This is a genomic window from Aphanothece hegewaldii CCALA 016 (assembly GCF_003007785.1).
GTDB classification, from domain to species: Bacteria; Cyanobacteriota; Cyanobacteriia; order Cyanobacteriales; family Microcystaceae; genus Chroococcus; species Chroococcus hegewaldii.
In genome coordinates, this window is sequence record NZ_PXOH01000002.1 from 172,586 (window position 1) to 196,181 (window position 23,596).

At 40.0% G+C, this 23,596-nt stretch carries 18 protein-coding genes; 15 read left to right on the plus strand and 3 right to left on the minus strand.

The genetic code is table 11. The annotated features are described in order from the left end of the window. Positions 1-177: 177 nt before the first annotated feature. Positions 178-1,743 (minus strand): hypothetical protein, encoded by a 1,566-nt coding sequence (locus tag C7H19_RS02725; protein ID WP_106455352.1) that lies wholly within the window; start codon positions 1,741-1,743, stop codon positions 178-180. 1,028 nt (positions 1,744-2,771) lie between these two features. On the opposite strand from C7H19_RS02725, the gene gap reads away from it, so the two are divergent. The 6 genes from gap (at position 2,772) to C7H19_RS02755 (ending at position 10,732) form a co-directional block, all read left to right on the plus strand. Continuing rightward, positions 2,772-3,794, plus strand: coding sequence for a type I glyceraldehyde-3-phosphate dehydrogenase (gene gap / locus C7H19_RS02730; RefSeq protein ID WP_106455353.1), 1,023 nt, complete (start codon positions 2,772-2,774; stop codon positions 3,792-3,794). Positions 3,795-3,888: 94 nt separating this feature from the next. Continuing rightward, on the plus strand, positions 3,889-5,064 hold the full coding sequence (locus tag C7H19_RS02735) for a transaldolase (RefSeq protein WP_106455354.1): 1,176 nt from the start codon (positions 3,889-3,891) through the stop codon (positions 5,062-5,064). A 290-nt stretch (positions 5,065-5,354) separates the two neighbouring features. Then, positions 5,355-6,452 (plus strand): glycerol dehydrogenase, encoded by a 1,098-nt coding sequence (locus tag C7H19_RS02740; RefSeq protein ID WP_106455355.1) that lies wholly within the window; start codon positions 5,355-5,357, stop codon positions 6,450-6,452. A gap of 57 nt (positions 6,453-6,509) precedes the next feature. Beyond that, positions 6,510-7,799, plus strand: a complete 1,290-nt coding sequence (gene eno, locus C7H19_RS02745; protein WP_106455356.1) for a phosphopyruvate hydratase — start codon at positions 6,510-6,512, stop codon at positions 7,797-7,799. A 123-nt stretch (positions 7,800-7,922) separates the two neighbouring features. Beyond that, positions 7,923-8,948: a 2-hydroxyacid dehydrogenase gene (locus tag C7H19_RS02750; RefSeq protein ID WP_106455357.1), complete on the plus strand. Its 1,026-nt coding sequence runs from the start codon at positions 7,923-7,925 to the stop codon at positions 8,946-8,948. Positions 8,949-9,058: 110 nt separating this feature from the next. Next, positions 9,059-10,732 (plus strand): L-lactate permease, encoded by a 1,674-nt coding sequence (locus C7H19_RS02755; protein WP_106455358.1) that lies wholly within the window; start codon positions 9,059-9,061, stop codon positions 10,730-10,732. Positions 10,733-10,872: 140 nt separating this feature from the next. Here C7H19_RS02755 and C7H19_RS02760 read toward each other — a convergent pair whose 3' ends face one another. After that, positions 10,873-11,628, minus strand: coding sequence for a response regulator transcription factor (locus tag C7H19_RS02760; RefSeq protein ID WP_106455359.1), 756 nt, complete (start codon positions 11,626-11,628; stop codon positions 10,873-10,875). Positions 11,629-11,689: 61 nt separating this feature from the next. Here C7H19_RS02760 and C7H19_RS02765 point away from each other — a divergent pair, with 61 nt between their 5' ends. From C7H19_RS02765 to C7H19_RS02775, 3 genes are read left to right on the plus strand one after another with little or no spacing between them, the layout of a single operon-like run. Continuing rightward, positions 11,690-12,424, plus strand: a complete 735-nt coding sequence (locus C7H19_RS02765) for a creatininase family protein (protein WP_106455360.1) — start codon at positions 11,690-11,692, stop codon at positions 12,422-12,424. Positions 12,425-12,428: 4 nt separating this feature from the next. Then, entirely contained in the window at positions 12,429-13,139 is a 711-nt protein-coding gene (locus C7H19_RS02770; RefSeq protein ID WP_106455361.1) for a response regulator, read from the plus strand. A 1-nt stretch (position 13,140) separates the two neighbouring features. Further along, complete coding sequence (locus C7H19_RS02775) at positions 13,141-14,241, plus strand: HAMP domain-containing sensor histidine kinase (RefSeq protein ID WP_181280517.1); 1,101 nt, start codon at positions 13,141-13,143, stop codon at positions 14,239-14,241. Between the two features lie 167 nt (positions 14,242-14,408). Here C7H19_RS02775 and C7H19_RS02780 read toward each other — a convergent pair whose 3' ends face one another. After that, entirely contained in the window at positions 14,409-14,957 is a 549-nt protein-coding gene (locus C7H19_RS02780) for a pentapeptide repeat-containing protein (protein ID WP_106455362.1), read from the minus strand. Between the two features lie 199 nt (positions 14,958-15,156). On the opposite strand from C7H19_RS02780, the gene C7H19_RS02785 reads away from it, so the two are divergent. The 6 genes from C7H19_RS02785 to C7H19_RS02810 all read left to right on the plus strand — a co-directional run bounded on the left by C7H19_RS02785 (position 15,157) and on the right by C7H19_RS02810 (position 23,530). Continuing rightward, complete coding sequence (locus C7H19_RS02785) at positions 15,157-16,899, plus strand: ShlB/FhaC/HecB family hemolysin secretion/activation protein (RefSeq protein WP_245927250.1); 1,743 nt, start codon at positions 15,157-15,159, stop codon at positions 16,897-16,899. A 45-nt stretch (positions 16,900-16,944) separates the two neighbouring features. Continuing rightward, a complete protein-coding gene (locus C7H19_RS02790) occupies positions 16,945-17,250 on the plus strand; it encodes a hypothetical protein (protein WP_106455364.1) in 306 nt (101 codons plus the stop codon). Between the two features lie 51 nt (positions 17,251-17,301). After that, entirely contained in the window at positions 17,302-17,631 is a 330-nt protein-coding gene (locus C7H19_RS02795) for a hypothetical protein (protein WP_181280509.1), read from the plus strand. Between the two features lie 626 nt (positions 17,632-18,257). Beyond that, positions 18,258-18,764 carry a hypothetical protein gene (locus C7H19_RS02800; protein WP_106455365.1) on the plus strand — a complete coding sequence of 169 codons (507 nt, stop codon included), beginning with the start codon at positions 18,258-18,260 and terminating at the stop codon, positions 18,762-18,764. Between the two features lie 21 nt (positions 18,765-18,785). Then, positions 18,786-20,870, plus strand: coding sequence for a filamentous hemagglutinin N-terminal domain-containing protein (locus tag C7H19_RS02805; RefSeq protein WP_106455366.1), 2,085 nt, complete (start codon positions 18,786-18,788; stop codon positions 20,868-20,870). Then, complete coding sequence (locus tag C7H19_RS02810) at positions 20,867-23,530, plus strand: CHAT domain-containing protein (protein ID WP_106455367.1); 2,664 nt, start codon at positions 20,867-20,869, stop codon at positions 23,528-23,530. The genes C7H19_RS02805 and C7H19_RS02810 overlap by 4 nt, the downstream gene beginning before the upstream one ends. The last annotated feature ends 66 nt before the right edge of the window (positions 23,531-23,596 follow it).

A 23,596-nucleotide genomic window follows, 5' to 3' on the forward strand; every position in this document is an offset into this window, starting at 1 on the left:
AAAAGCAGCAATAAAAAAAGCGGGCTAATCCCACTTCCCTTGTAGTTTTGGTGATTTGGGCAAGCAATCTAAATGATTACTCCTTCTCTAGAATAGCAAATTTTCTCGCTGACAGGACAATAATTCTCATTTCTATTTAAAACGGGACTAAAGCAATTTTTGTTAACTTTTTTGAATTTAGCGGACACGACGAATGAGTGTGGGTTCAACCAAAGTCAAATCTTTTGCTTGTCTTAAAATACGAGTTTGCTCTAAGATAATCTCTAAATCTTCGGCGGATAATGGTTTTACATAGTTTATCTTAAATTCTTCTAAAAACTCAGTGACTAAGGTCTCTAGTTGATTAATGCTTTTTTGTCCTTGTAGTTCTATCTCCATTGTTTGATTAAATGTCTGTAACAATTGCTCCAATAATTGATTAAATTTCGGGTCATCTTTAGCCATTTCTATTAGAGTTTCAGAAAAAGCCTGATATAGCTGTGTTGAAAATTGCTCACCGATTTGATTTTCTAGATTTTTCATTCCTGGCAAAAGTTGAAGGTGTTGATACATCGAACTTTGGGCTAAAGCTTTTTCAAAGTTATACTTTAACAGTGCTTCGGCATCAGGTTTAATTTTAGGAATAATCTTGTGTACGGTTATTTGAAAGAATAATTTAAATATTTCGGCAATTTCGTTATAATCATTAATCTGATGCTCTTGATGACGACGTTGTCTCAAAAACTTTTGAATCTCCCCTTGGCTAATTGAGGCTTGAATTTGATTAATCACTCGAATTACTACAATTGGGATCAGATCTTCGGCTAAAATTGCGACAAAACCTCGACTTGCTTGGCGTTTTAGTTGTTGTAAATTAATCAATTTAGCTTGATTCAGTCGAATGGTTAAAGGAATAATTCTTAAAGGTTGTAGAATCGGCAGAAATAAAAAGATGTCATACCATCGCCATAACATAGCCTCAAACCAAGTTACTCCTTGATAATGACGGGAAATAATCCAACTCCGCATTAAAAATTCTAAGAAAAAGATTGTTATAAAAGGTAAATCTAAAAGCCAAAAATGATTGAGCGGTTTACCATTTTCTCCTAGAGGACGAAAATAGTTTGTTTGTATTAAAGGACGAATCTCTTGCTCAAAAAAATCTAATTCTTTGCGAAACCCTTCATTAATAAAATGATCCCGACTCCAAAAGATTTGAAATGCTGTATCTGCTGAACTTTGGGTCGTCTCATAAATATGTTGACGCATCCGATTTTTGATTCTTTCTAATGTACCAGTTTTATTGGCTACTTCAAAAGGATTTTGTTTAATCATTTCCTCACTCAACGTTCTTAAATCAGCAAAAATATACTCACTTTCTTCCGTTAATTTTTTCAGGTTTTGAGAATCTGCTGAATAAACATCCATTTGTTGATTAAGAATATTATTTAATTCATCAACTTTGGCAAGATATTGGACGCTTTCTCGATGGGGAGCGATTCCTTTAACCCAGTCATATTGATTCGTTATATTAAAAGGTAAAACTTGAATAGGCTGCTCAGGAACATTAATGTTTAAAAAGGGAGTTTGAAAAACTACTTGTAATTTTCCTTGTTGCCAAAAATCATGATAGGGAACATAACTTAAATCGAATAAAACTAATAAATAGTTTAATAAAATCAGAATAACCATTATTTGTTCAAACCAAAGATTAAGACGGCTTTTCCGCTTAGGTGTTGGTTGATAATTTAGTGTTACAGTCATAGATTAAGTTTATAGTTGACTTGATTAGTCGCAAGTTATACTTGTCTTTAGCATAGTTTTAATAGTAGCTTAATCATATCCATCTAAAGTTTGTTTTTAAAGTTGATGTTGCTCAAATCGAAGCACAACAAAATAGTTACTTTTATTCGAGCCAACAAAAAGTAACTATATACTGAATAAATAATTGGTTTTTGATGATGGGTCAGGTGAAGGGTGAACTTATGTCCTTGGGCTTATGAGTCATCGTAGTGGTTTTAATGCTACGCAACACCCTAACATTGTAATATTAGGGTGAGAGACTGGCTCTACAGGTAAAAAAAGTCTATGTCCTTCGACTTCGCTCAATTCTACATATTCACAACTTAGTAACGATTTCCATGTTTAGGGGCTTTTATGTTTGTCAATTTTAAGAATCATGTCAGAAGTAAATCAAGCAAAAAACAAGATACTATAACGTAATCCTATTGACCAAACTTGAAGACTTATAATCTATGTGTTCTACTATACAGTAATTTGTCAATGTTTACTTAATATAAATTATACAAATATATGTTAATTTAAGAATTAGCTTATAACCAACATTAAAAAAAATCAATATTTGATAAAGACTAAGCTTTATAATAAATTAAGAATTTTGTTAAATGACTAGACTTACAATTTAGGTAACCTTTATTTGAAATAGATGTACTAAATTAAGTTTTTTTTTTGAAAAACATTAATACAGCTAAAAAAACGATCTCTCAACGTTCATTTAAAATTTAGGGAACTAATAAAAACAGCAGTAAGTCTTACTATGGTTAGCATGACAGCCAACAAGATTCAGATTGAAGATGAGCGCACTCGAATAAGTGTCGAAAGTTTAAAGCGAGCAATTTTAGCTCACCTGTTTTACATTCAGACAAAGATTTCTAAAATTTATCTAAAGAATGGCAATGACGATCGCATTTAGTGATTATCGTCAGAACATCAGCATAGCTAATCAAACAGCAACTTAAACTTAGCTTAATAATAGTAACAGGAGACTGGCCATGACACTTAAAATTGGTATTAACGGCTTTGGTCGCATCGGACGTTTAGTCGCTCGGATTGCGATGGATCATCCAGAAGTTGAAATCGTCGGTGTAAATGATCTAGTACCTGCGGATAATCTCGCCTACTTGTTTAAACATGACTCCACTCACGGCACCTATAAAGGCACAGTAGAGGCTAAAGAGGATGGAATTGAAATTAATGGGCATTTCGTTCATTGTATGGCGATTAGAAATCCAGCAGAACTCCCCTGGGGCGAACTGGGGGCCGATTATGTGGTGGAATCTACGGGACTTTTTACCACCTTTGAAGGAGCCGAAAATCACATCAAAGCTGGAGCAAAACGAGTCATTATCTCTGCTCCAACTAAAGATCCTGAGCAAGTTCGTACCTTTGTATTGGGAGTAAATCACCAAGAATTCGATCCCGCTAAAGATACGATCGTCTCTAATGCAAGCTGTACGACTAACTGTTTAGCACCAATAGTCAAAGTAATACATGACAACTTTGGTCTTGCCGAAGGCTTAATGACCACCGTTCACGCCATGACTGCAACTCAGCCAACCGTAGACGGTCCTAGTAAAAAAGACTGGCGAGGTGGGCGAGGTGCGAGCCAAAACATTATCCCATCCTCCACAGGAGCCGCCAAAGCGTTAGCTCTGGTGATGCCCGAACTCAAAGGCAAACTGACGGGTATGGCGTTTCGAGTAGGAACCCCTAATGTTTCAGTGGTGGACTTAACCTTTAAGACGACACAAGCAACCACTTACGATGACATCTGTGTGGCAATGAAAGCAGCAGCAGAAGGAGAACTAAAAGGAATTCTTGGCTACACTGACGAGGAAGTGGTTTCTACAGATTTCAACAACGATCCCCATTCCAGTATCTTCGATGCCTTAGCGGGAATTGCTTTAAATTCCAACTTTTATAAAGTAGTGGCGTGGTACGACAACGAATGGGGCTACTCGGCAAGAGTAATAGATTTGATGCTGTTTATGGCCAAAAAAGAAGGTTTGTTCTAAAACCATTACTTCACTACACGAAAAATGACGATCATGTCTTAGCTGTAACGGCTCCGTGTACAAAAAATAGAAAATTCAAACCAAGGACACAAATATGCCCAATAACTTACTCGATCAACTAAAAAAATATACCGTTGTGGTTGCTGATACTGGGGATTTGCAAGCCATTCAAAAATTTATGCCTCAAGATGCCACAACCAATCCTTCTTTGATTGCGACGGCGGCTCAAATGCCAGAATATCGAGAAATCGTCGATGAAACACTGCTTCAAGCGAAAAAAGATGCGGGCTCTGGTGCAACTGAAAAAGAAGTCGCTGCTTTGGCTTTTGCTCGCCTTGCGGTTTCCTTTGGCAAAAGGATTCTAGACATTGTGCCGCAGCGTGTTTCAGTTCAAGCAGATCCGCGATTTTCCTATAACACCGAAGCCACCGTCAGACAAAGTCGTTTTCTGCTCTCTGAATTTGAAAAAGCAGGCACACCTCGTGAGCGCGTCATGATCAAGATCGCCGCAACCTGGGAAGGTGTTCGTGCTGGCGAAATCTTAGAAAAAGAAGGCATTCAGGCTAATATGACACTGTTATTCGGCATTCATCAAGCGATCGCCTGTGCCGAAGCAGGAGTCACGCTCATTTCACCCTACGTCGGACGGATCACCGATTGGTACACTAAAAACACAGGTCAGCAATACGAAGGAGCCGACGATCCAGGAGTCCAATCCGTTACCCGCATCTACAACTACTACAAAAAATTTGACTACCCTACCGAGGTTATGGGAGCCAGTTTCCGCAAAATTAGTCAGATCACTGAATTAGCCGGCTGTGACTTGCTGACGATAGGCCCCAAACAACTGATCCAATTACAGGAAACGACTGAAGAATTAACCCGTAAACTCGACCCAACGAAAGCGGCAACAATGGATATTGAAAAAATGTCGATTGACCAAGCCACTTTTGAAAAAATGCACGCCGATAATCCGATGGCAACCGAAAAACTTGCCGAAGGAATTAAAGGGTTTAGCAAAGCTCTAGAATCTCTGGAAACGTTTCTCGCAAACCGTTTGACCCAACTCGAAAGCGGTGCTAAAGTCGGCGTTGCAGCAACAAATATCTTTGCTGCATACGATTTTGATGAGGATGGTTTTATCACCCGCGAAGAGTGGCTAGGATTGGATGCTATCTTTGATGCGCTCGATCTGGATAGTGATGGCAGAATTACTCCAGATGAAATGATGGCAGCATTGGGAGCAACCTTCCAAATGACAGCCGTTTAAAATCTTAGATTAAATAATTACCTTGTAGGTTGAGTTTTGTCATCTCAAACCAACCTACAACAATCGGTGTTATTTAATTCTAATTTCATCGAGATCGCCTAGAAATGCGAGTGGGTTCAGTTAGTGTGGTGAAATTTAGTACATATGGGCTATTACTGCAACGACTTGGCGATCGCGCTCATCTAAGTCAAGAATTACAGGCTCTTTTGGAAGCTTGATGAACTGGTGTATCTTCCCTTTATTAAAAGCGTTACATGAATATTTCAAAAACGATCGCAGGAGGTTAAACCATGCTCAGTACCACTATCTTTCCTGGACGCTATGTTCAAGGTAGGGACGCTAGAAAGAGACTCGGCCAAGAGTTATCACGATATGGAAAAAAAGGAATTGTGATCTGCGATTCTTTTGTATATGAGAAACTCATCTGGGATTTTGAACCTTACATGAAAGATGGAGTCGATGTATTTATTGAAAAATTCGGCGGTGAGTGTTCAGATGAAGAAATTAATCGCTTACTTAATATCATTCAAGAAGCAAAATTCCATTTTGTCGTAGGATTAGGCGGTGGTAAAACGATGGATACGGCCAAAGCCGTAGCCTATGAAGCATCGCTACCCGTTGCGATCGTCCCCACTCTGGCCGCAAGTGATGCCCCATGTAGTGCCGTGTCTGTAATTTACACACCAGAAGGCGAGTTCAAACGCTACTTATTTCTACCCCACAGTCCGAACCTTGTGTTAATGGATACACATATTATCAGTAATGCGCCTGTACGCTTTCTGATTGCTGGAATGGGAGATGCTCTTGCTACATGGTTTGAAGCAGAATCCTGTATGAAAAAATACGCCCCTAACATGACTGGGGATCTAGGCTCTAGAACAGCCTATTCATTGGCTAAACTTTGCTACGAAACTCTTTTAGAATATGGGTTGACAGCAAAGACAGCTTGTGAATATCACATCGTAACACCTGCTCTGGATCACATTGTCGAAGCAAATACACTCCTTAGTGGTTTGGGCTTCGAGAGTGCTGGACTAGCAGCCGCACACGCCATCCACAATGGACTTACTGTACTAGATCAGACTCATCATTACTATCATGGTGAAAAGGTGGCTTTTGGCACACTCGCTTCACTATTTTTAACAGACAAGCCGATCAAAATCATCGATGAGGTTTACAGTTTTTGCGAATCAATTGGTCTGCCAACAACATTAGCCGACATCGGATTAACTGAAATAAGCGACGAAAAGCTAATGAAAGTGGCTCAAGCATCCTGCCTAGAAGGTGAGACCATTCACAATGAACCCACTCCTGTAAATCCAGATATGGTATTCTCCGCGCTCAAGGCAGCAGATGCAGAGGGAAAAAGACGTAAATCATCTTATTAAATAGAGTGCCATTTTGTTTTCAATCTTGATTGTTTTAATTAAAATTAGGTAAAAATCATGAACACAAACATTAAATCCATTCATGCTAGAGAAATCTTAGATTCTCGCGGTTATCCGACTGTTGAAGTTGATGTGATTTTGCAAGATGGCAGCCTAGGACGTTCTGCCGTTCCTTCTGGTGCATCGACAGGAAGCCGCGAAGCCTTAGAATTGCGCGATGGTGATCCAAAAAGACACAGTGGTAAAGGTGTACTAAAAGCTGTGGCCAACGTTAATACTACCCTTGCATCGGCTTTGATTGGAATGGATGCAGCCGATCAAACTAATATTGACAATAAAATGCTGGCTTTAGATGGCACTGAATACAAAAAAAATCTGGGGGCTAATGCCATTCTAGGAATATCAATGGCGATCGCTCGTGCAGCAGCTTCATCCAAAAAAATTCCCCTGTATCGTCATTTGGGCGGAGATGGGGCGTATCTGTTGCCTGCGCCTTGCTTCAATGTGATTAATGGCGGCGCTCATGCAGATAATAATATCGACTTCCAAGAATTTATGGTCGTTCCAGTTGGTGCGTCTACTTTTTCAATCGCCCTCGAATGGGGTGCAGAAATTTTTCATGCCCTGAAATCAGTTCTACAAAAAAAAGGATATAGTACATCAGTTGGTGATGAAGGGGGATTCGCACCGCATTTGTCAAACAATGTAGAAGCGATCGAAGTCATTTTACAAGGGATAGAAAAAGCAGGGCTAAAAGCGGGTAGTGATGTTTGTCTTGCGCTTGATCCCGCAGTCAGTGAACTGCATCAAGAAGATGGTAGCTATCTGTTTTATAAGTCTGATCAAAGCAAGAAAAGTACTGAGGATATTATTCAATTATGGGAAAGTTGGGTCAATCAGTATCCGATCATTTCGATTGAGGATGGATTGGGCGAGCAGGATTGGAAGGGCTGGCAACTGTTAACCGAGCGTTTAGGCGATCGCATCCAAATCGTGGGTGATGATATCTTTGTTACCAATCCTAAAATTATTCAAAAGGCGATCGCTGATAAAGTAGGCAATTCTTCCCTAATAAAAGTTAACCAAATTGGCTCAATTACCGAAACTCTCAACGCCATCAAAGACTCGTTTTCAGGTGGTTACACTTGTATGATCAGCCATCGCTCAGGCGAGACAACCGATGACTTTATTGCGGATCTAGCCGTAGCTACTAATGCAGGTCAAATTAAAACGGGTGCGCCTTGTCGGGGTGAGCGTCTAGCCAAATATAATCAGCTACTACGAATTGAGGAGGAATTGGGCAGCAAAGCTCATTACGCGGGAATGGCAGCCTTTAAACGTAAGTAAACCTATCCATTATCTACTAGAGACAGTTTGAGGGTTTAGCACTGTCTCTAATTCGCTCAATTATTTTAATATTAAAGGCGATCGCACCAAACCTTCTAGCCTATTTTATTTAGAGATTACCTTATGAAAGTTGCTTTTTTTAGTAGTAAATCTTACGATCGCCAGTCTTTTGAAGCGGCGAATGCTGACTATCATCACGATTTGACATTTTTCGATGCCCAACTTAATTCTAATACCGCCGCACTAGCAGCAGGATTTCCCGCCGTTTGTAAGTTCGTCAATGACATTGCCGATGCAGCAACACTGGAGATTCTAGCTTCTAATGGAACACGCCTTCTAGCCCTGCGATCTGCTGGATTTGATCAAGTTGATCTCAAGCGAGCCGCAGAGTTAGGAATTAAAGTTGTGCGGGTTCCGGCATATTCTCCTTATTCCGTTGCTGAACTTGCAGTGGGCTTAGTGCTAATGCTAAACCGTAAACTCTATAGAGCTTACAATCGTGTTCGAGATGACAACTTTTCCCTAGAAGGGTTGCTAGGATTTGATCTAAATGGTCGTACCGTTGGTGTAGTGGGGACGGGTAAGATCGGTATGATCTTTGCTCAAATCATGCAGGGCTTTGGTTGTTCTTTGCTGGGTTATGATGCTTACCCTAATTCTCAATTTGAAGCGATCCCTAATGCCCGTTATGTTAGTTTACCCGAATTGCTGGCAAGCTCAGACATTATTTCCTTGCATTGTCCGTTGATGAGCGAAACCCATTATTTAATCAATCCAAATACTATTGAGCAAATGAAGCCTGGTGTAATGGTGATTAATACCAGTCGTGGTGGCTTAATTGATACTGCCGCAGCAATTGAAGGAATTAAATCGGGCAAAATTGGTCATCTTGGTATTGATGTATATGAAGAAGAAGAAGCTCTATTTTTCCAAGATCTGTCTAACACGATCATTCAAGATGATACCTTCCAATTATTACAGTCATTTCCCAATGTTGTAATTACGGCTCATCAAGGATTTTTTACTCAAGAAGCTCTTTGTAGTATCGCTACTACTACCTTAACTAATATTACTGATTTTGAACAAGGGCAACCTTTAAAAAATGAAGTTGTCTATCAGCCCTCTCCCTCTACAAAAGCATTAGTCTAATAACAAGCTTTTGTCAAGAGTGCAAATGTTCTAATCTGATGTTTTTCTACCACAATTAATCATCAAAAAGATATGGTCAAGATTGTTCTTAATCCTATTTAGATTCCACTATGCAACTAGCCCTCTACTCGCTACTCGCCTTTACGCCGATTCTAACCGCTTTTTTGCTCTTAGTAGTTGCTAATCGTCCAGCTACTCAGGCAATGCCGGTTACTTATTTGGTAACAGCAATAATAGCACTGCTGATCTGGAAAGTGCCGGTTGTCCAAGTCGCTGCGTCAACGGTGGTGGGATTGATCGTTACTTTGGAAATTCTTTACATTGTTTTTGGCGCTATTTTATTGCTGAATACTTTACAAGAGTCAGGGGCGATTAGTAAGATTCGTCAAGGGTTATTGGGCATTTCCAGCGATCGCAGAATTCAAGTGATCCTAATTGCTTGGTTATTTGGCAATTTTATTGAGGGGGCTTCGGGTTTTGGTACTCCGGCCGTGATTTGTGTACCGCTTTTGGTGGCGATCGGGTTTCCGCCGATGGCAGCCGTACTAGCCCTGTTATTGACTCAAGGTACGGCTTCTCCCTTTGGAGCGGTGGGAACTCCTATTGTTATTGGGATTAATAGCGGTTTGGAAGGTGCGGAGGCGGTTGAGCAGGAAGTTGCCCGCTTAGGGTTAAATTTCTCCGATTATCTAAATCTGATTGGTGCTAAAACGGCAATTATTCAGGGTGTGATCGGGATCTTTATTCCCCTGATATTAGTTATCACCCTAAACGCCTATTTCGGTGAGCGCAAATCTTGGAAAGATAGCTTGCCAGTGGCCAAGTTTGCCCTATTTGCTGGTCTCGCTTTTGTTATTCCCTACGCGCTTACTGCCCTCTTGCTTGGCCCCGCATTTCCCTCTTTATTTGGGGGTTTAGTGGGACTAGCGATCGTTATTCCTGCTGCCAAGCGAGGATTTTTGGCCCCGAAAGACAACTGGGATTTTCCCGATCGCACTCAATGGCCGACTACTTGGATGGGAACCACCAGTTATGAAATTTCAGATACGCCAGTGAAAATGACGGCGTTACAAGCTTGGCTACCCTATGTATTGCTAGGACTATTTCTGGTACTTTCCCGTACCCGATATTTACCTTTGAGTGAGTGGCTTCAATCTATTGAGATTCGCTATTCTAATATTTTTGGCACAGATGTCACCGTAGCAACAAAGCCGCTTTTTCTTCCTGCCACCGTTTTTATCCTTGTGGTGTGCATCACTTACTTTATACATCACATGAAGAGTGAGCAAATTAAACGAGCGATCGTTGGTGCCGGGCAGAAACTTCTAGGAACAGCCTTAGCGATTGGTGCTTCTGTACCAATGGCTCAAGTTTTTATTAACTCTGGCGTAAATACTTCAGGACTGGCTAGTATGCCCCTTACCCTCGCTGATGGTGCTTCTAGTTTGGTGGGTCAAGTTTGGCCGTTCTTTGCGCCTGTCATTGGTTTGATAGGTTCTTTTGTTGCTGGAAGTACGACCGTCAGCAATATGATGTTCTCTTTGTTTCAGTTTGGGGTTGCCAAACAAATTGATGAGTCAACATCGGTTATTCTGGCATTGCAAGGAGTAGGAGCCGCCGCAGGAAACATGATTGCTGTCTCTAACATTGTTGCTGCGGTTGCCACGGTCGGATTAATGGGTCGGGAGGGCATCTTGCTCCGTCAGTTGTTACTTCCAGTGATTTTATATTTAATTTTTGCGGGTTTGCTTGGTGTTTTGGCTGTATTTGTTTTTCAGATTTGAGATATTTTTGTTACTTTGTTGTTTAGGGAAGTGACCAGAGAGGGATACATAATCACAAAAACAAACAAAATAATTAAGCGAGTTTCAAAATTTATTCTAATTTTTTAGCGAATAAAAACTTATCAACCCGCTTTTAAACGTTAACCAAATCGATAGCCAAAACCCCGAACAGTAATTAAATATTCTGGTTGACTGGGATCTAATTCTAACTTTTCGCGTAACCAACGAATATGAACATCAACGGTTTTAGTATCTCCTAAAAAATCGGGTCCCCAAATTTGTTCGATGAGTTGTTCTCGTGACCAAACACGTTTAGGATAGCTCATAAACAACTCTAATAAACGAAATTCCTTGGGTGAAAGATTAATTTCATCCCCACGAACTAAAACACGACATTCTTGGGTATTTAGGGTAATATCCCGAAAACGACGCATGGGTGCAGCAGTTTGGGTAGTGAAACCTTGACGACGAATTAAAGCACGACAACGAGCAACTAATTCTCGCATACTAAAAGGTTTAGTCAAGTAATCATCGGCACCAACTTCTAAACCGAGTACGCGATCGGTTTCACTCGCTTTGGCACTTAAAATTAAAATGGGAATAATATTATTTTGGTAACGCAACAAACGACAAATATCTAAACCGTTAATTTGCGGTAACATCAGATCAAGCACGAGTAAGTCAAATCCTACTACATTTTGTGTCCCTGATTCGGAATTTTGGAGCAACTCAATAGCCGATCGTCCGTCACTGACACTAATGACCTCGTATCCTTCCTCTTTTAAAGCAAGAACAATCATGTCTCGAATGACATCTTCATCCTCAACGACTAAAATCCTAGAATTTTGTACTAGGTCACGATTAGGGGAGAATTGAGGAACTTCTAGAGATAGCATAAAAAAATTTGGCTAATCTGTATCTATCCCAACTTATACATCAAAAAGGTCATTATCAGCAATGTTATTACATTTAAGCACTTGGACAGAAGTTGAAACTTATTTAGGACACTCTAAAGGAATTATCTTACCCATCGGGTCAACCGAACAACATGGACCTACTGGTTTAATTGGAACGGATGCTATTTGTGCTGAAGCAGTCGCTAAAGGTGTGGGAGAAGCGACTCAAGCACTGGTCGGACCGACAATTAATGTGGGTATGGCTCTCCATCATACCGCATTTCCAGGCTCAATGAGTTTGCGTCCTAGTACCCTAATTCTCGTTATTACTGAATATATTACCTGTTTGGCCAAAGCTGGATTTCAGCGATTTTTCTTTATTAATGGTCATGGGGGAAATATGGCAACTTTAAAAGCTGCTTTTTCCCAAACCTATGATTATTTAGCGAACTTCAATTTAGAAGTGCGTTGTCAGACAGCTAACTGGTTTATGTGTCGTTCGGTGTATCAACTTGCAAAAGAACTATACGGGGACGGGGAGGGATCTCATGCTACTCCTAGTGAGGTTGCACTGACTCAGTATATCTATCCAGAAGCGATTAAACATTATCCTTTATCAGAGACGGTGGCTTCGGGTTATCCTATTTATAGTGCGGCTAATTTTCGTCGTGATTATCCAGATGGTAGAATGGGTTCTAATCCAGCTTTGGCAACACCTGAACACGGACAACAATTCTATGAATTAGCGGTAAAGGAACTAAGTAACGCTTATCTAGAATTTATCAACGCTCAGTAAAAAGATGAATGTTTTGATCGTAGAAGATGAACCCGCGATCGCGCAATTACTTCGAGAAACCTTAGAACGAGAAAACTTTTCCTGTATTGTTGCTCAAACGGGTTTACAAGCGTTAGATTTATTCGCACAACATAAACCCGATGTTGTTATTCTTGATCTCATGCTTCCTGAACTTGATGGGTTAGAAGTTTGTACCCGCATTCGGCAAAAATCTGGAATTAAAGATCCTTATATTCTCATGCTTACGGCTAAAGGGGAAGAAATCGATCGTATTATTGGTTTATCAACAGGTGCTGATGATTACCTTGTTAAACCTTTTAGTCCTAGAGAATTAGTCGCTAGAGTTAGAGCTTTACTCCGTCGTAGTTTGCGACATGGTGGACAAACCAATCAAGTTTATCGTACTCGTCATTTTACCATCGATTTAGATCAACATACTGCAATCCGTCATTTAGATGATAATACCTCCGAACTCCTCGAATTGACTACGTTAGAATTTAAGTTATTAGTCACTTTTGTTAGTTATCCAAGTCGGGTTTGGAGTCGTACACAACTGATTGATCAACTTTGGGGTAATGACTTTTTTGGTGACGATCGAGTTGTTGATACTCATATCCGACGTTTACGCAAAAAAATCGAACCTGATGCGTCTCATCCGTCCTATATTAAAACGGTAGTCGGCATAGGTTATAAATTTGAAGATGAAATTCTCTAATATTTCTATGCCAAAACTTAGTTTAGGTACTCGCTTTTTTTTATCACATTTGTTAGTGATGATGGTGGGTTTAAGTAGTTTTATTGCAATGGCTAAACTCTCATCACCAAAGATGTTTGTTTTGCGTTTAGAACAATTAGAAAGACAAGGTTTTTTTACGGTTCGTTCGGCGAGAACGTATCTCATTAGAGGTTTTGAAACTGCTTGGGATAGTAGCGCGATTTCTGCTTGTATTGTAGGAGGAACAACTGCTGGTTTTTTGAGTTATTTTGCTTCTCGTCAAGCAATGAAACAATTTAAAGCAATGAAAGAAATTACTCAAGAATTCGCCGCAGGAAATTTACATCGCCGCATGACGAGTAGTGATGTTCCTGAATTTAATCAATTAGCCAATAGTTTTAATTACATGGCAAAAAGTTTAGAAAACGTTGAAAAAAAACGACGCGAATTAATTGGCGACTTAACTCATGAGTTAAGAACACCTTTAACAGTAGTTAGAGGTTATTTAGAAGAATTAGCCGATGGTTCAATTGATGCTTCTCCTGAATTATATGCACGTTTAGTACAAGAAACCAGACGTTTAGAAAGATTGACTTATGATTTACAAGAGTTATCAAAATCTGAAGCGGGCTATTTAACGATTAATTTACAGCCGATACATCTCGAACCAATTCTGAATTCTTTAGTCGAAAAATTTGCCGATCAACTTTTAGAAGATGGGCCAGTTTTACAGTTAGATTGTCCGATAGAATTACCACTTGTTTTAGCGGATGCCGATCGCACTGAGCAAATTTTAGTAAATCTATTGGGAAATGCTTTAAGATATACCGAAAAAGGAACAATTACTCTTAAAGCTTGGCGCGAAAAACAAGTCGTTTGGATTGCCGTAATTGATACAGGAATTGGCATCGCTCAAGACGATTTATCCTATGTATTTGAAAAGTTTTGGCGTGCAGATCGATCGCGTTCTCGCTATTCGGGTGGTAGTGGAATTGGACTAGCGATCGCTCGTCGTTTAGTGGAGTTACAAAATGGTCAGATTGAAGTCGAAAGTCAGTTAGGACTCGGTAGTACATTTCGGTTTTCTTTACCCGTTTCTTAAAGAAAAATTAGCAAAATCTTTCGATTTAGGAGAAATAGAAGATGAAACGAACAGAAATTAGAAAAAAAGATTCATGTGTCTAAATAAAAAAATAAACGTTTATTATTCTCAAGATACTGTTTTATGAGGATTGACGGCCGTTAAGTTGACAATACCCTTCAAATGGCCTATTGCAGTGGGACGAGTTTCTCGGTGAATTCAATTTCTTCTCCGTTGGGCAGAATGAGCCTATATCCACAAACCTCTCTGGGGTCAAAACCAACAGCACCAGTGAGGTCGCTTTCGCTCAGACTACTCTCATCGTTCCAAATAACTCCTTCTAGACAAGTATTTCTCAGGTTGCATCCGCTAAAGAAAGCAAATCTTAAGTCGGCTCCTCGGAAATTTGCTCCTTCAAAGTCGGAATCGTAGACGGTTCTCTTATAGAAGGAAGCACCTTTCAAATTGGCTCGGCGGCAGTTGACATTATTGAGAACAGCACCCTCCAAATAGGCTCCAGTCAAATTAGCTCCCTCCAAGTTAACCTCACCTATTCCAGTATCGCAAAAGATGACTCCAGCCAAATTAGCCCCACTGAGATCAACTGTACCAAGTCCAGAATCTTGGAAATTAATCCCCCGCAGGTCAACCCCACTGAGGTTAAATCCTTGCAAAGAAACTCTGGAGAAAAATCTCTCGCCAGCAGCGTAGCGTCTCAGAAACTCTTCACCATCCATAACACAACTCCTGAAACAATTTCTACGATCAAGAATAGCGCGATCGGTCCGGCTTATTCTCCGCTCTCGTCGAGAGTTACCTTATCCCAAACTGACGTTAATTTCCCAAACCTCATCGTAACAAATCATTCTAATTGGCCAAAAAAAGCATAGAGATATCGGTATGATTGAAGTCAGTTGTCTCACCTAACCAATGAGCGTGAATATTTTAAGGCAAAATTTCGCCCTACTCAGCCTAGGGATCAAAGTTTTATGTTTTTTTGTAATCCTTTATACAGACATAATATTAGCTCAGAATGTACAAAACAGTGGACAGACTGCTCAAGTTCGTCCTAGGGTAATTCCCCCAAGACAACCACCAGCACTCCCGACACCGCAACCTTTACCCGAAATTCCCCTAGAAACGACTCCAACACCGCCAATCACTCCAGAATTGCCGAATATTCCAGGAAACATTACAGTAACTCAGTTTATTTTTGCAGGAAATACCGCCTTTAGTAACGAAGAACTCGCCCAAGTAACTGCCCCATTTACCAATCGTCCGATTACTTTTGCGGAACTTCTACAAGTTGAAACGGCAGTAACTAAACTATATACCAATGCGGGTTATTTAAATTCTGGTGCGATGATCCCTGCTAATCAAACTTTAAACCCAACTGCGGCGATCGTCAAAATCCAGATTATCGAAGGAGGAATAGAAGACATTCGTGTTACAGTAGATGGGCGACTCAAACCCGAATATATCCAGAGTCGTTTGGCGATCGCAACCACAAAACCCCTCAATCAAAATCGTCTTTTAGAAGCCCTACAATTACTACAACTGAATCCTCTTATTGAAACTATATCAGCAGAATTGTCTACGGGTACAAGGCCTGAATTAAGTTTATTAACCGTTAGAGTCAAAGAAGCAGATACATTTAATATTGAATTAGTCGCCGATAATGGCAGAAACCCCAGTGTAGGTAGTTTTCAACGAGGAATGCTCCTCAATCATGGTAATCTACTCGGCTATGGCGATCGCTTTTCTTTAGAGTACATAAATACTGATGGAAGTAATAGCCTTGATCTAGATTATACAATTCCCGTTAACCCGCGTAATGGTGAAATTACGATCGCTGGTGGTTTAAACTATTCAAGAGTGATTGAAGAGCCTTTCGATGAACTCGATATTACTGGTAATTCTCCCTATTTCGAGCTAACTTTTAGACAACCCGTCATTCAAACCCCAACACAAGAACTTGCACTAGGAGTTATCGCGTCTCACCAAGTCAGTAGCAACGAAATTTTAGGGTTTAATTTTCCCCTCTCACCTGGTGCTGATGAAAACGGACAAACTCGAATTTCTGCGGTTCGTTTATTTCAAGAATGGATAAAACGCAGCCCACAAGATGTATTAGCCCTTCGCTCTCAATTTAACATCGGCCTCAGTTTTGGTGCTACGATCAACGAAGCTCCCCCCGATAGTCGTTTTTTCGATTGGCGTTTCCAAGGACAATATGTACGCTCCTTAGCCCCCGATACATTGCTGGTACTGCGTTCTGATGTACAGCTTGCGGATCGACCTTTAGTACCTTTAGAACAATTTGCCCTTGGTGGTTTGTATAGTGTGCAGGGTTATCGACAAGATTTGCTCTTAACCGATAATGGCTTTTTTACCTCAGCAGAAGTGCGCGTACCGATTTTGCGTGTTGCTAGTGTGCAAGGATTATTACAAGTTGTGCCATTTGTCGGTTTTGGGATTGGTTGGAATAATTCGGATAATCCTATACCAACTCCAGATACTAATACTTTAGTCGGTGTGGGTGTCGGTTTGCAATGGCAAATGAGCGATCGTTTGAGGGCGCGTTTTGATTGGGCGATTCCTTTGACTAATGTGGATTCTAGTAATAATACCTTGCAAGAGCAGGGGTTGTATTTCTCGATTAATCTCAGTTTGTTTTAGATTTAGAATATATTTATAAGCAATCTTTAATAATAAAATAAATTTATGACCGATGATGAAATTAAACAACTAATCGCGTCTAATGCTAAATCGATCAAAGCTCTCTCATCTTCCTTAGCTCAAGAAAGACAGGAAAGACAGAGAGCCTATCAAGAGTGGGAAAAAGATAGAAATCAGCTTTATCAATATCTAAGTCGCCTTGCTTCTGCTCAATCTTCATTTTATGAGGTACAGGCTGATTATTATCATCAGTTATCTATCTTAGGAGAACGTCAGACAAAGTTAGACGAAAAGCTGGTTAGACTCTTTGAAAGGTTTGGAATACCTGATGATGACACAGATGAAACGTAAACTTTTAACTTTAATGGTAGCTAGTTAAGAAAAAATTAGAAAGGAAAAATTATGACCGACGATGAAATTAAACAACTAATAGCGTCTAATGCTAAATCGATCGAAGCGTTATCTAATGCTTTAACTAACGATCAAAAAGAAAGACGGAGAGAACAAACAAATCTGTATCAATATTTAAGCCGACTTGCCTCTGCTCAATCTTCTTTCTATGAAGTACAGGCGGACTATTATCATCAACTAGCGACTCTCCAAGAACGTCAGACGAGAATAGAGGAGCGTCAAACGAAGATAGAAGAGCGTCAGTCGAAGACAGAAGAGAGACTGGTTAAACTCTTTGAACGTTTAGGAATACCAGATGATGATGACACGGATGAAACGTAATACCAAATCTGTATAAATCGTACAGACGTGCCATATTTGTAGGGGTGCAGTTTGGTCTCCAAACCCAATCTTGACTAAAATAAAATAATCAAATTTTAAGAAAAAACCAAATTTTTTGATGTTATTATTCAAGATTGCCAGTACATTTATACCGCCAGAGAATAAATTCTCTGTCTGATAGCTAAAGTCCTACGGGACTTACAGGTGGCGCGGACAGTCCCTCATTTTAATGGACTATAAGCCTTGTCTGGAGTCGGTTTCAACCACGGGGCTTACAAGAGGGCGACGCAGGTTCGCCCTACAGCCCCTCGACTTAAGCTTTGAGACGAGGACACGGATTTTCGACAAGTCGAAAATGCCAGAGTGTCCGTTAGTGAATTCATTTACTGGTGTACTCAGGTTACAATAATCAAATTTTAAGAAAAAACCAACTTATTTAATAAAACTTATTGAAAAAACCAAATTTTTTGATGTTATTATTCAGACAGTTTAATTACACGCGACGTTCCCTAACCAGTTCACGGCAATAGACTAACACTTTTTTAGAGTAATCTAAAAACGGAAAAGTTTATTAAAATTAATCACTTTGTTTGATTAGAACAAAAGACTAAAAAAGGACTGAAAAAATGACTAAGTTAGAAACATTCCCCTTAAGTGATGAATGCTTAGAAGGATTTGCTAAAACTATGGCTAAATTTTTTGCGCCATATGAAGATAAGGAACCGTCAGCGAAAACACCTCGAAGAATATCACCAGAAATAGCCGAACGTCTTGAGATTGAAATAAAAGTTATAGACCCTCTCTACACAACAGATCAAAAAGCTTCTTGTAATGACTCATGTATAAAAGAAATGCAAGATCTGATGGATAAATATTTTGAGGAACATAAAATACCACCCGAAACAATTGCAGCTTTTCCCAGTGACAAATGTCTAGAAGAATTAGTTGGTGTTATTTCTGACTTTTTCATGGAATATAAAATAGAACCCGAAACGGTTGACTCACTGGAAATTGTACTAAAATATCAGTCAGAAACACAAGAAGGAATTATGGCAGTTAGAACGGGTTGTATTCCAGGTGGCCCGCCTTATTCCCCTTGTCCCCAATTTAAGACAATTGGGCTTATACGGTAAACTTTCTGGCAAGTTAAGAGAATGCTTCGACCAATGTGTAATCAGGTTAAACATGATTTTGTTACTCTAAAGCAATTTAATTTAGGGTTAGTTAGTTCTGTAGTGACGACTGCAATACTAGCTTTTTCGGTTGAGTGTGCTTGGGGGCAACAAAGTAATATTAAGCCTGATCGCACATTAGGAGTAGAAAGCTCAGTTATTAAACCAAATGTTGAAATTAAAGGTCATTCAAGCGATCTCATTGAAGGGGGAGCCAATCGGGTAGTAAACTTATTTCATAGTTTTGAAGAATTTAACGTTGGTGAAGGAAACCGCGTTTATTTCAATAATCCTTCTGGAATTGAACGGATTTTTAGTCGAGTAACAGGACATCATCAGTCAGCGATTTTGGGAACACTAGGAGTATTAGGCAATGCTGATTTATTTTTAATCAATCCTAGTGGTATTATTTTTGGACATAATGCAGCACTAGATCTCAAAGGCTCTTTTTTCGCCACCACTGCTAGTAGTGTAGTATTTGAAGATGGGACGCAGTTTAGTGCAGTAAACCCCTCATCAGAAGCGTTACTCAGCGTCAGAATTCCAATCGGTTTACAGTTTAGAGAGACACTAGGGGCGATCGTCAATCAATCTCAATCGGTCTTTAAAATTTCAGGCTTCCTTGACATCGGTGGTCTTAAAGTGGAACCTAAGAAAACTCTAGCTCTCGTCGGCGGTGATGTTACACTACAAGGAGGCTTTATCAGTGCCGATAGTGGTCGTGTAGAGATTGGCAGTGTCGCTAGTCCAAGTCAAGTCAGTCTAAAACCCATTTCTAAAGGCTGGATGTTAGGTTATGAGGGTGTACAAAACTTTAGAGATATTAAACTTATTGAATCTCCTACAATATCTCCTGAAGTTATTAAAATATTTCCATTCCTTAAATCTTTTCCACTATATTCTCAAATCAATGCTAATGGTAATACAATTGTTCTAGAAGGTGGCGATATTCAGTTACAAGGTCGTCGAGTTATCGTAGCAGATGGTTCAAGAATTTTTGCAGCCGCCAATCAAGGAGCGCAGCCCGGAGGATTTTTGACAATCAATGCCTCCGAATCTGTAGAGATGAAGGGAAATGATTTATTAAATAGACCTGCATTCATCTCAACCTCAGTTTTATATGAAGGAAATGGAGGAAATCTCGTCATCAATACGAAAAAGTTAATATTACGGAGTCTAGCGGCAATAACATCCGATGCTTTTGAGGAAACAACAGGAGGGGCGGGAGACATCATTCTAAATGCGGCTGAATCAGTAGAAATCAGTAATTTTAGTTTGGTAACTTCTAAAACGTCTGGTTTTGGCTCTGCAGGAAATTTAAGTATCAATACTAGCTCGCTTTATTTAAGTAATGGCTCTACTCTAAATGCAGATACCATTCAAGGCCAAGGCGGCAACATTAATTTAAACATACAAGATACCTTAAAACTACGCAACAACAGCAACATCAAAACCAATGCTAACGGTATGGGCGATGGTGGTAATATTACGATTAATAGCCGATATCTTTTTGGAGCCGAAAACAGCAACATTACGGCTAATTCTCGTGGTGGGCGTGGTGGCGCGATTAATATTACTGCCGATGCGGTTATTGGTTTTTATGTTCAAGACAAACGCTTAACATCTGGTAACGATATTACTGCCTTTTCTGAACAGGGAACCGCCCTCAGTGGTACAGTAACCCTAAACACCACAGAATTTGACCCAAATCAAGGATTAATTAACTTACCAGAAAATATCGTTGATCCGACGGCTCTTATTGCCCAAAATCCCTGCAAAAAAGGCTCTTTTAGTGAATTAACGATTACGGGACGCGGTGGCTTACCTCCTAGCATAACTGATGATCTCAGTCGTGATGCCGTGAGTGTTGATTTAGTCGAACCCGTACCCCCACAAAATCAGCCCACATCAATTATCGCACCGCCGACACAGTCATCTACGCCCCTTGAACCTGTACAAGGTTGGATATTTAATGATAAAAATGAGGTGGTTTTGACCGCTTATAATCCGACTGTAACTCAGTCGCCACGAAAAAAAGAACAATCGGTTAGTTGTCCATCACCATGAAACTAGCACAATTACGATCGCTTATTCTCATTATCTTATTTTTTCTATCCTTACAAATTGCTCTACTATTTCCCGTCAATTCATCGGAGCTTATCGAACAAGGAAAAAGACTGATGACGGCGGAACAATTCCAAGAAGCGGCGCAAACATGGCAAGAGGTTGCTAATGATTTTGCCACAAAAGGCGATCATCTTAATCAAGCAATGGCTTTAAGCAATCTTTCATTAAGTGAGCAAAAACTAGGAAAATGGAAGCAAGCCCAAGAAAATCTAAATTTAAGTCTGAAAATTATCCAAGAACAGCAAAAAACACCAGAACAGCAAAAAATACTCGCTTCAACACTAGATATCCAAGGACAATTACAATTAACCCTCGGACAACCTAGCATCGCCCTAGAAACGTGGCAACAAGCAGCAAATATTTATCGAGAAATAGGTGCATCAAACAACTTAACCCAGAATCAAATTAATCAAGCCCAAGCAATGCAAGATTTAGGGCTACATCCCTTGGCCTGTGAAACTTTATTAACGGCTTTAGAAATTGAGCATCAAAACTGTAGCATAACTCCTCAACAACTTGAAAAAATTACGACACAGGCAACCAAATCGCAAATACTCGCTTTACGCAGTCTGGGTAATGTTTTGCGAGTCGTCGGCAAACTCGAACAATCTCAACAAGTATTATTACTCAGTGGGCAACTCGCGCAGCAAATCGGCGATCGGCAAAATCTGGCGGCAATTTATCTGAGTATGGGTAATACAGCAGGTGCATTAGCTAGAAAAAAACCACAGGAAACAACAATAAATGAGCCTGTAGAGTGTCTAAAAGATGATTTAGATTATTTTAATCAAAAAGCAATAGATTGCTACCGTAAAGCGGAAAATTACCCAAATACTCAGCTTCAAGCGCAACTCAATTTACTTAGTTTGTCCCTACAAACTCAGGAATTAGCCGAAGTGCCGACATTAATTGCAAACATTCAAACCAATCTTGCTACATTGCCAGCGAGTCAGAGCAATATTTCGGCTCATCTCAAACTTGCTCAGAATCTCATCTGTCTTCAATCGGAGCTAAATTCTCAACAACCCGTATCACCGATTGTACAACAATGTCCGATCGTCAAACCTAAGATCGCACAAGTTCCCTCTAAACCAGAAATAGAACGCATTATCACGGTTGCCCTAGATAAATCCCAACAAATAGAAAATCAGCAATTATTCGCTAACGCCCTTGGTTATTTAGGGGAAATTAAACGACAAATGGGGGATATCAAAAAAGCCCAACAGTTAACCGAACAAGCTTTGCAGGTGCTATCCTTATCTAAAAATGCTCATTTAACCTATTTGTGGCAATGGCAATTAGGATATTTGTATCAAATTCAAGGGAAAACCCAAGAAGCAATTCAGATTTATACTCTAGCCTTTGAAAACCTACAATCATTGCGAGGAGACTTAGTAACCTCTAATCCAGATCTTCAGTTTACCTTTAGAGACAGTGTAGAACCAGTTTATCGAGAGCTAGTCGCCTTACTATTACAAGAAGATACGCCCAGTCAGGAAAACCTCAATCAAGCTCGTAATATTATTGAAGCACTACAACTAGCCGAACTCAACAACTTTTTTCAAGAAGCTTGTCTAGATGCGAAACCCCAATTAATTGAACAACTCGATCCTCATGCGGCGATTATTTATCCAATCATCTTACCGAAGCGTCTTACCGTAATCCTATCCTTGCCTCAACAACCGTTACATTACTACACAACAGAATTAAAAGACCCTGAAGATCTCAACCGCACCTATGATGATTTGTTTGCGAACTTAAACCCATTTATTTCGAGTCCCGATCCTTTGCGTCCCCATCAACAATTTTACGATTGGTTAATCCGTCCGGCTAAAACAGAACTCGAAAAAAATGGCATTAAAACCCTCGTTTTTGTCTTAGACGGTGTACTGCGTAACGTACCACTCTCCGCCCTACACGATGGTCAACAGTATCTCATTGAGCAGTATAATGTCGTTATAACACCAGGATTACAGCTACTCAAAGCCCGATCGCTCTCTCCTCAAGATTTTAAAACCCTCGCCGGGGGATTAGCCCAAGCTCGTCAAGGGTTTCCATCCCTACCAGGAGTCAAAAAAGAAGTTCAAGAAATAGCTCAAATAGTCCCAACAGAAGTACTTTTAGATGATGCGTTTACCAGCGATCGCTTAAAATCAGCAAATAAGACAACCCCTTTCCCAGTCGTTCATTTAGCCACACATGGTCAGTTTTCTTCCCAAGCTGAAAATACATTTCTTTTAACATGGAATGAGCGCGTTAACGTCAAAGATATTGATCAACTCCTACAAGAACGAGTTGCAAATCCTATTGAACTATTAATTTTAAGTGCCTGTCAAACCGCAGTCGGTGATCAAAGAGCCGCATTAGGACTCGCGGGGGTTGCCGTGCGTTCAGGCGCTCGTAGTACCCTGGCGACACTTTGGTCAGTACAAGATCAATCAACTGCCGATCTGATGACTCGTTTCTATGTATTGTTTAATCAAGGGGATTTAAGCAAAGCCGAAGCCGTCCGTCAAGCACAACTGTACTTATTGCGATCGTCTCAATATCATCATCCTTATTATTGGGCTCCTTTTGTTCTGATCGGTAATTGGTTGTAGGAGAACCGAGCTAAAATTATCCGTAAAATACTATAAATCCCATGAAGTAATATAGGGTATCTCTAA

Coding starts and splice junctions, on each gene's coding strand:
- C7H19_RS02725 (WP_106455352.1), bottom strand. CDS start 1,743: ATGACTGTAACACTAAATTATCAACCAACACCTAAGCGGAAAAGCCGT.
- gap (WP_106455353.1), top strand. CDS start 2,772: ATGACACTTAAAATTGGTATTAACGGCTTTGGTCGCATCGGACGTTTA.
- C7H19_RS02735 (WP_106455354.1), top strand. CDS start 3,889: ATGCCCAATAACTTACTCGATCAACTAAAAAAATATACCGTTGTGGTT.
- C7H19_RS02740 (WP_106455355.1), top strand. CDS start 5,355: ATGCTCAGTACCACTATCTTTCCTGGACGCTATGTTCAAGGTAGGGAC.
- eno (WP_106455356.1), top strand. CDS start 6,510: ATGAACACAAACATTAAATCCATTCATGCTAGAGAAATCTTAGATTCT.
- C7H19_RS02750 (WP_106455357.1), top strand. CDS start 7,923: ATGAAAGTTGCTTTTTTTAGTAGTAAATCTTACGATCGCCAGTCTTTT.
- C7H19_RS02755 (WP_106455358.1), top strand. CDS start 9,059: ATGCAACTAGCCCTCTACTCGCTACTCGCCTTTACGCCGATTCTAACC.
- C7H19_RS02760 (WP_106455359.1), bottom strand. CDS start 11,628: ATGCTATCTCTAGAAGTTCCTCAATTCTCCCCTAATCGTGACCTAGTA.
- C7H19_RS02765 (WP_106455360.1), top strand. CDS start 11,690: ATGTTATTACATTTAAGCACTTGGACAGAAGTTGAAACTTATTTAGGA.
- C7H19_RS02770 (WP_106455361.1), top strand. CDS start 12,429: ATGAATGTTTTGATCGTAGAAGATGAACCCGCGATCGCGCAATTACTT.
- C7H19_RS02780 (WP_106455362.1), bottom strand. CDS start 14,957: ATGGATGGTGAAGAGTTTCTGAGACGCTACGCTGCTGGCGAGAGATTT.
- C7H19_RS02790 (WP_106455364.1), top strand. CDS start 16,945: ATGACCGATGATGAAATTAAACAACTAATCGCGTCTAATGCTAAATCG.
- C7H19_RS02795 (WP_181280509.1), top strand. CDS start 17,302: ATGACCGACGATGAAATTAAACAACTAATAGCGTCTAATGCTAAATCG.
- C7H19_RS02800 (WP_106455365.1), top strand. CDS start 18,258: ATGACTAAGTTAGAAACATTCCCCTTAAGTGATGAATGCTTAGAAGGA.
- C7H19_RS02805 (WP_106455366.1), top strand. CDS start 18,786: ATGCTTCGACCAATGTGTAATCAGGTTAAACATGATTTTGTTACTCTA.
- C7H19_RS02810 (WP_106455367.1), top strand. CDS start 20,867: ATGAAACTAGCACAATTACGATCGCTTATTCTCATTATCTTATTTTTT.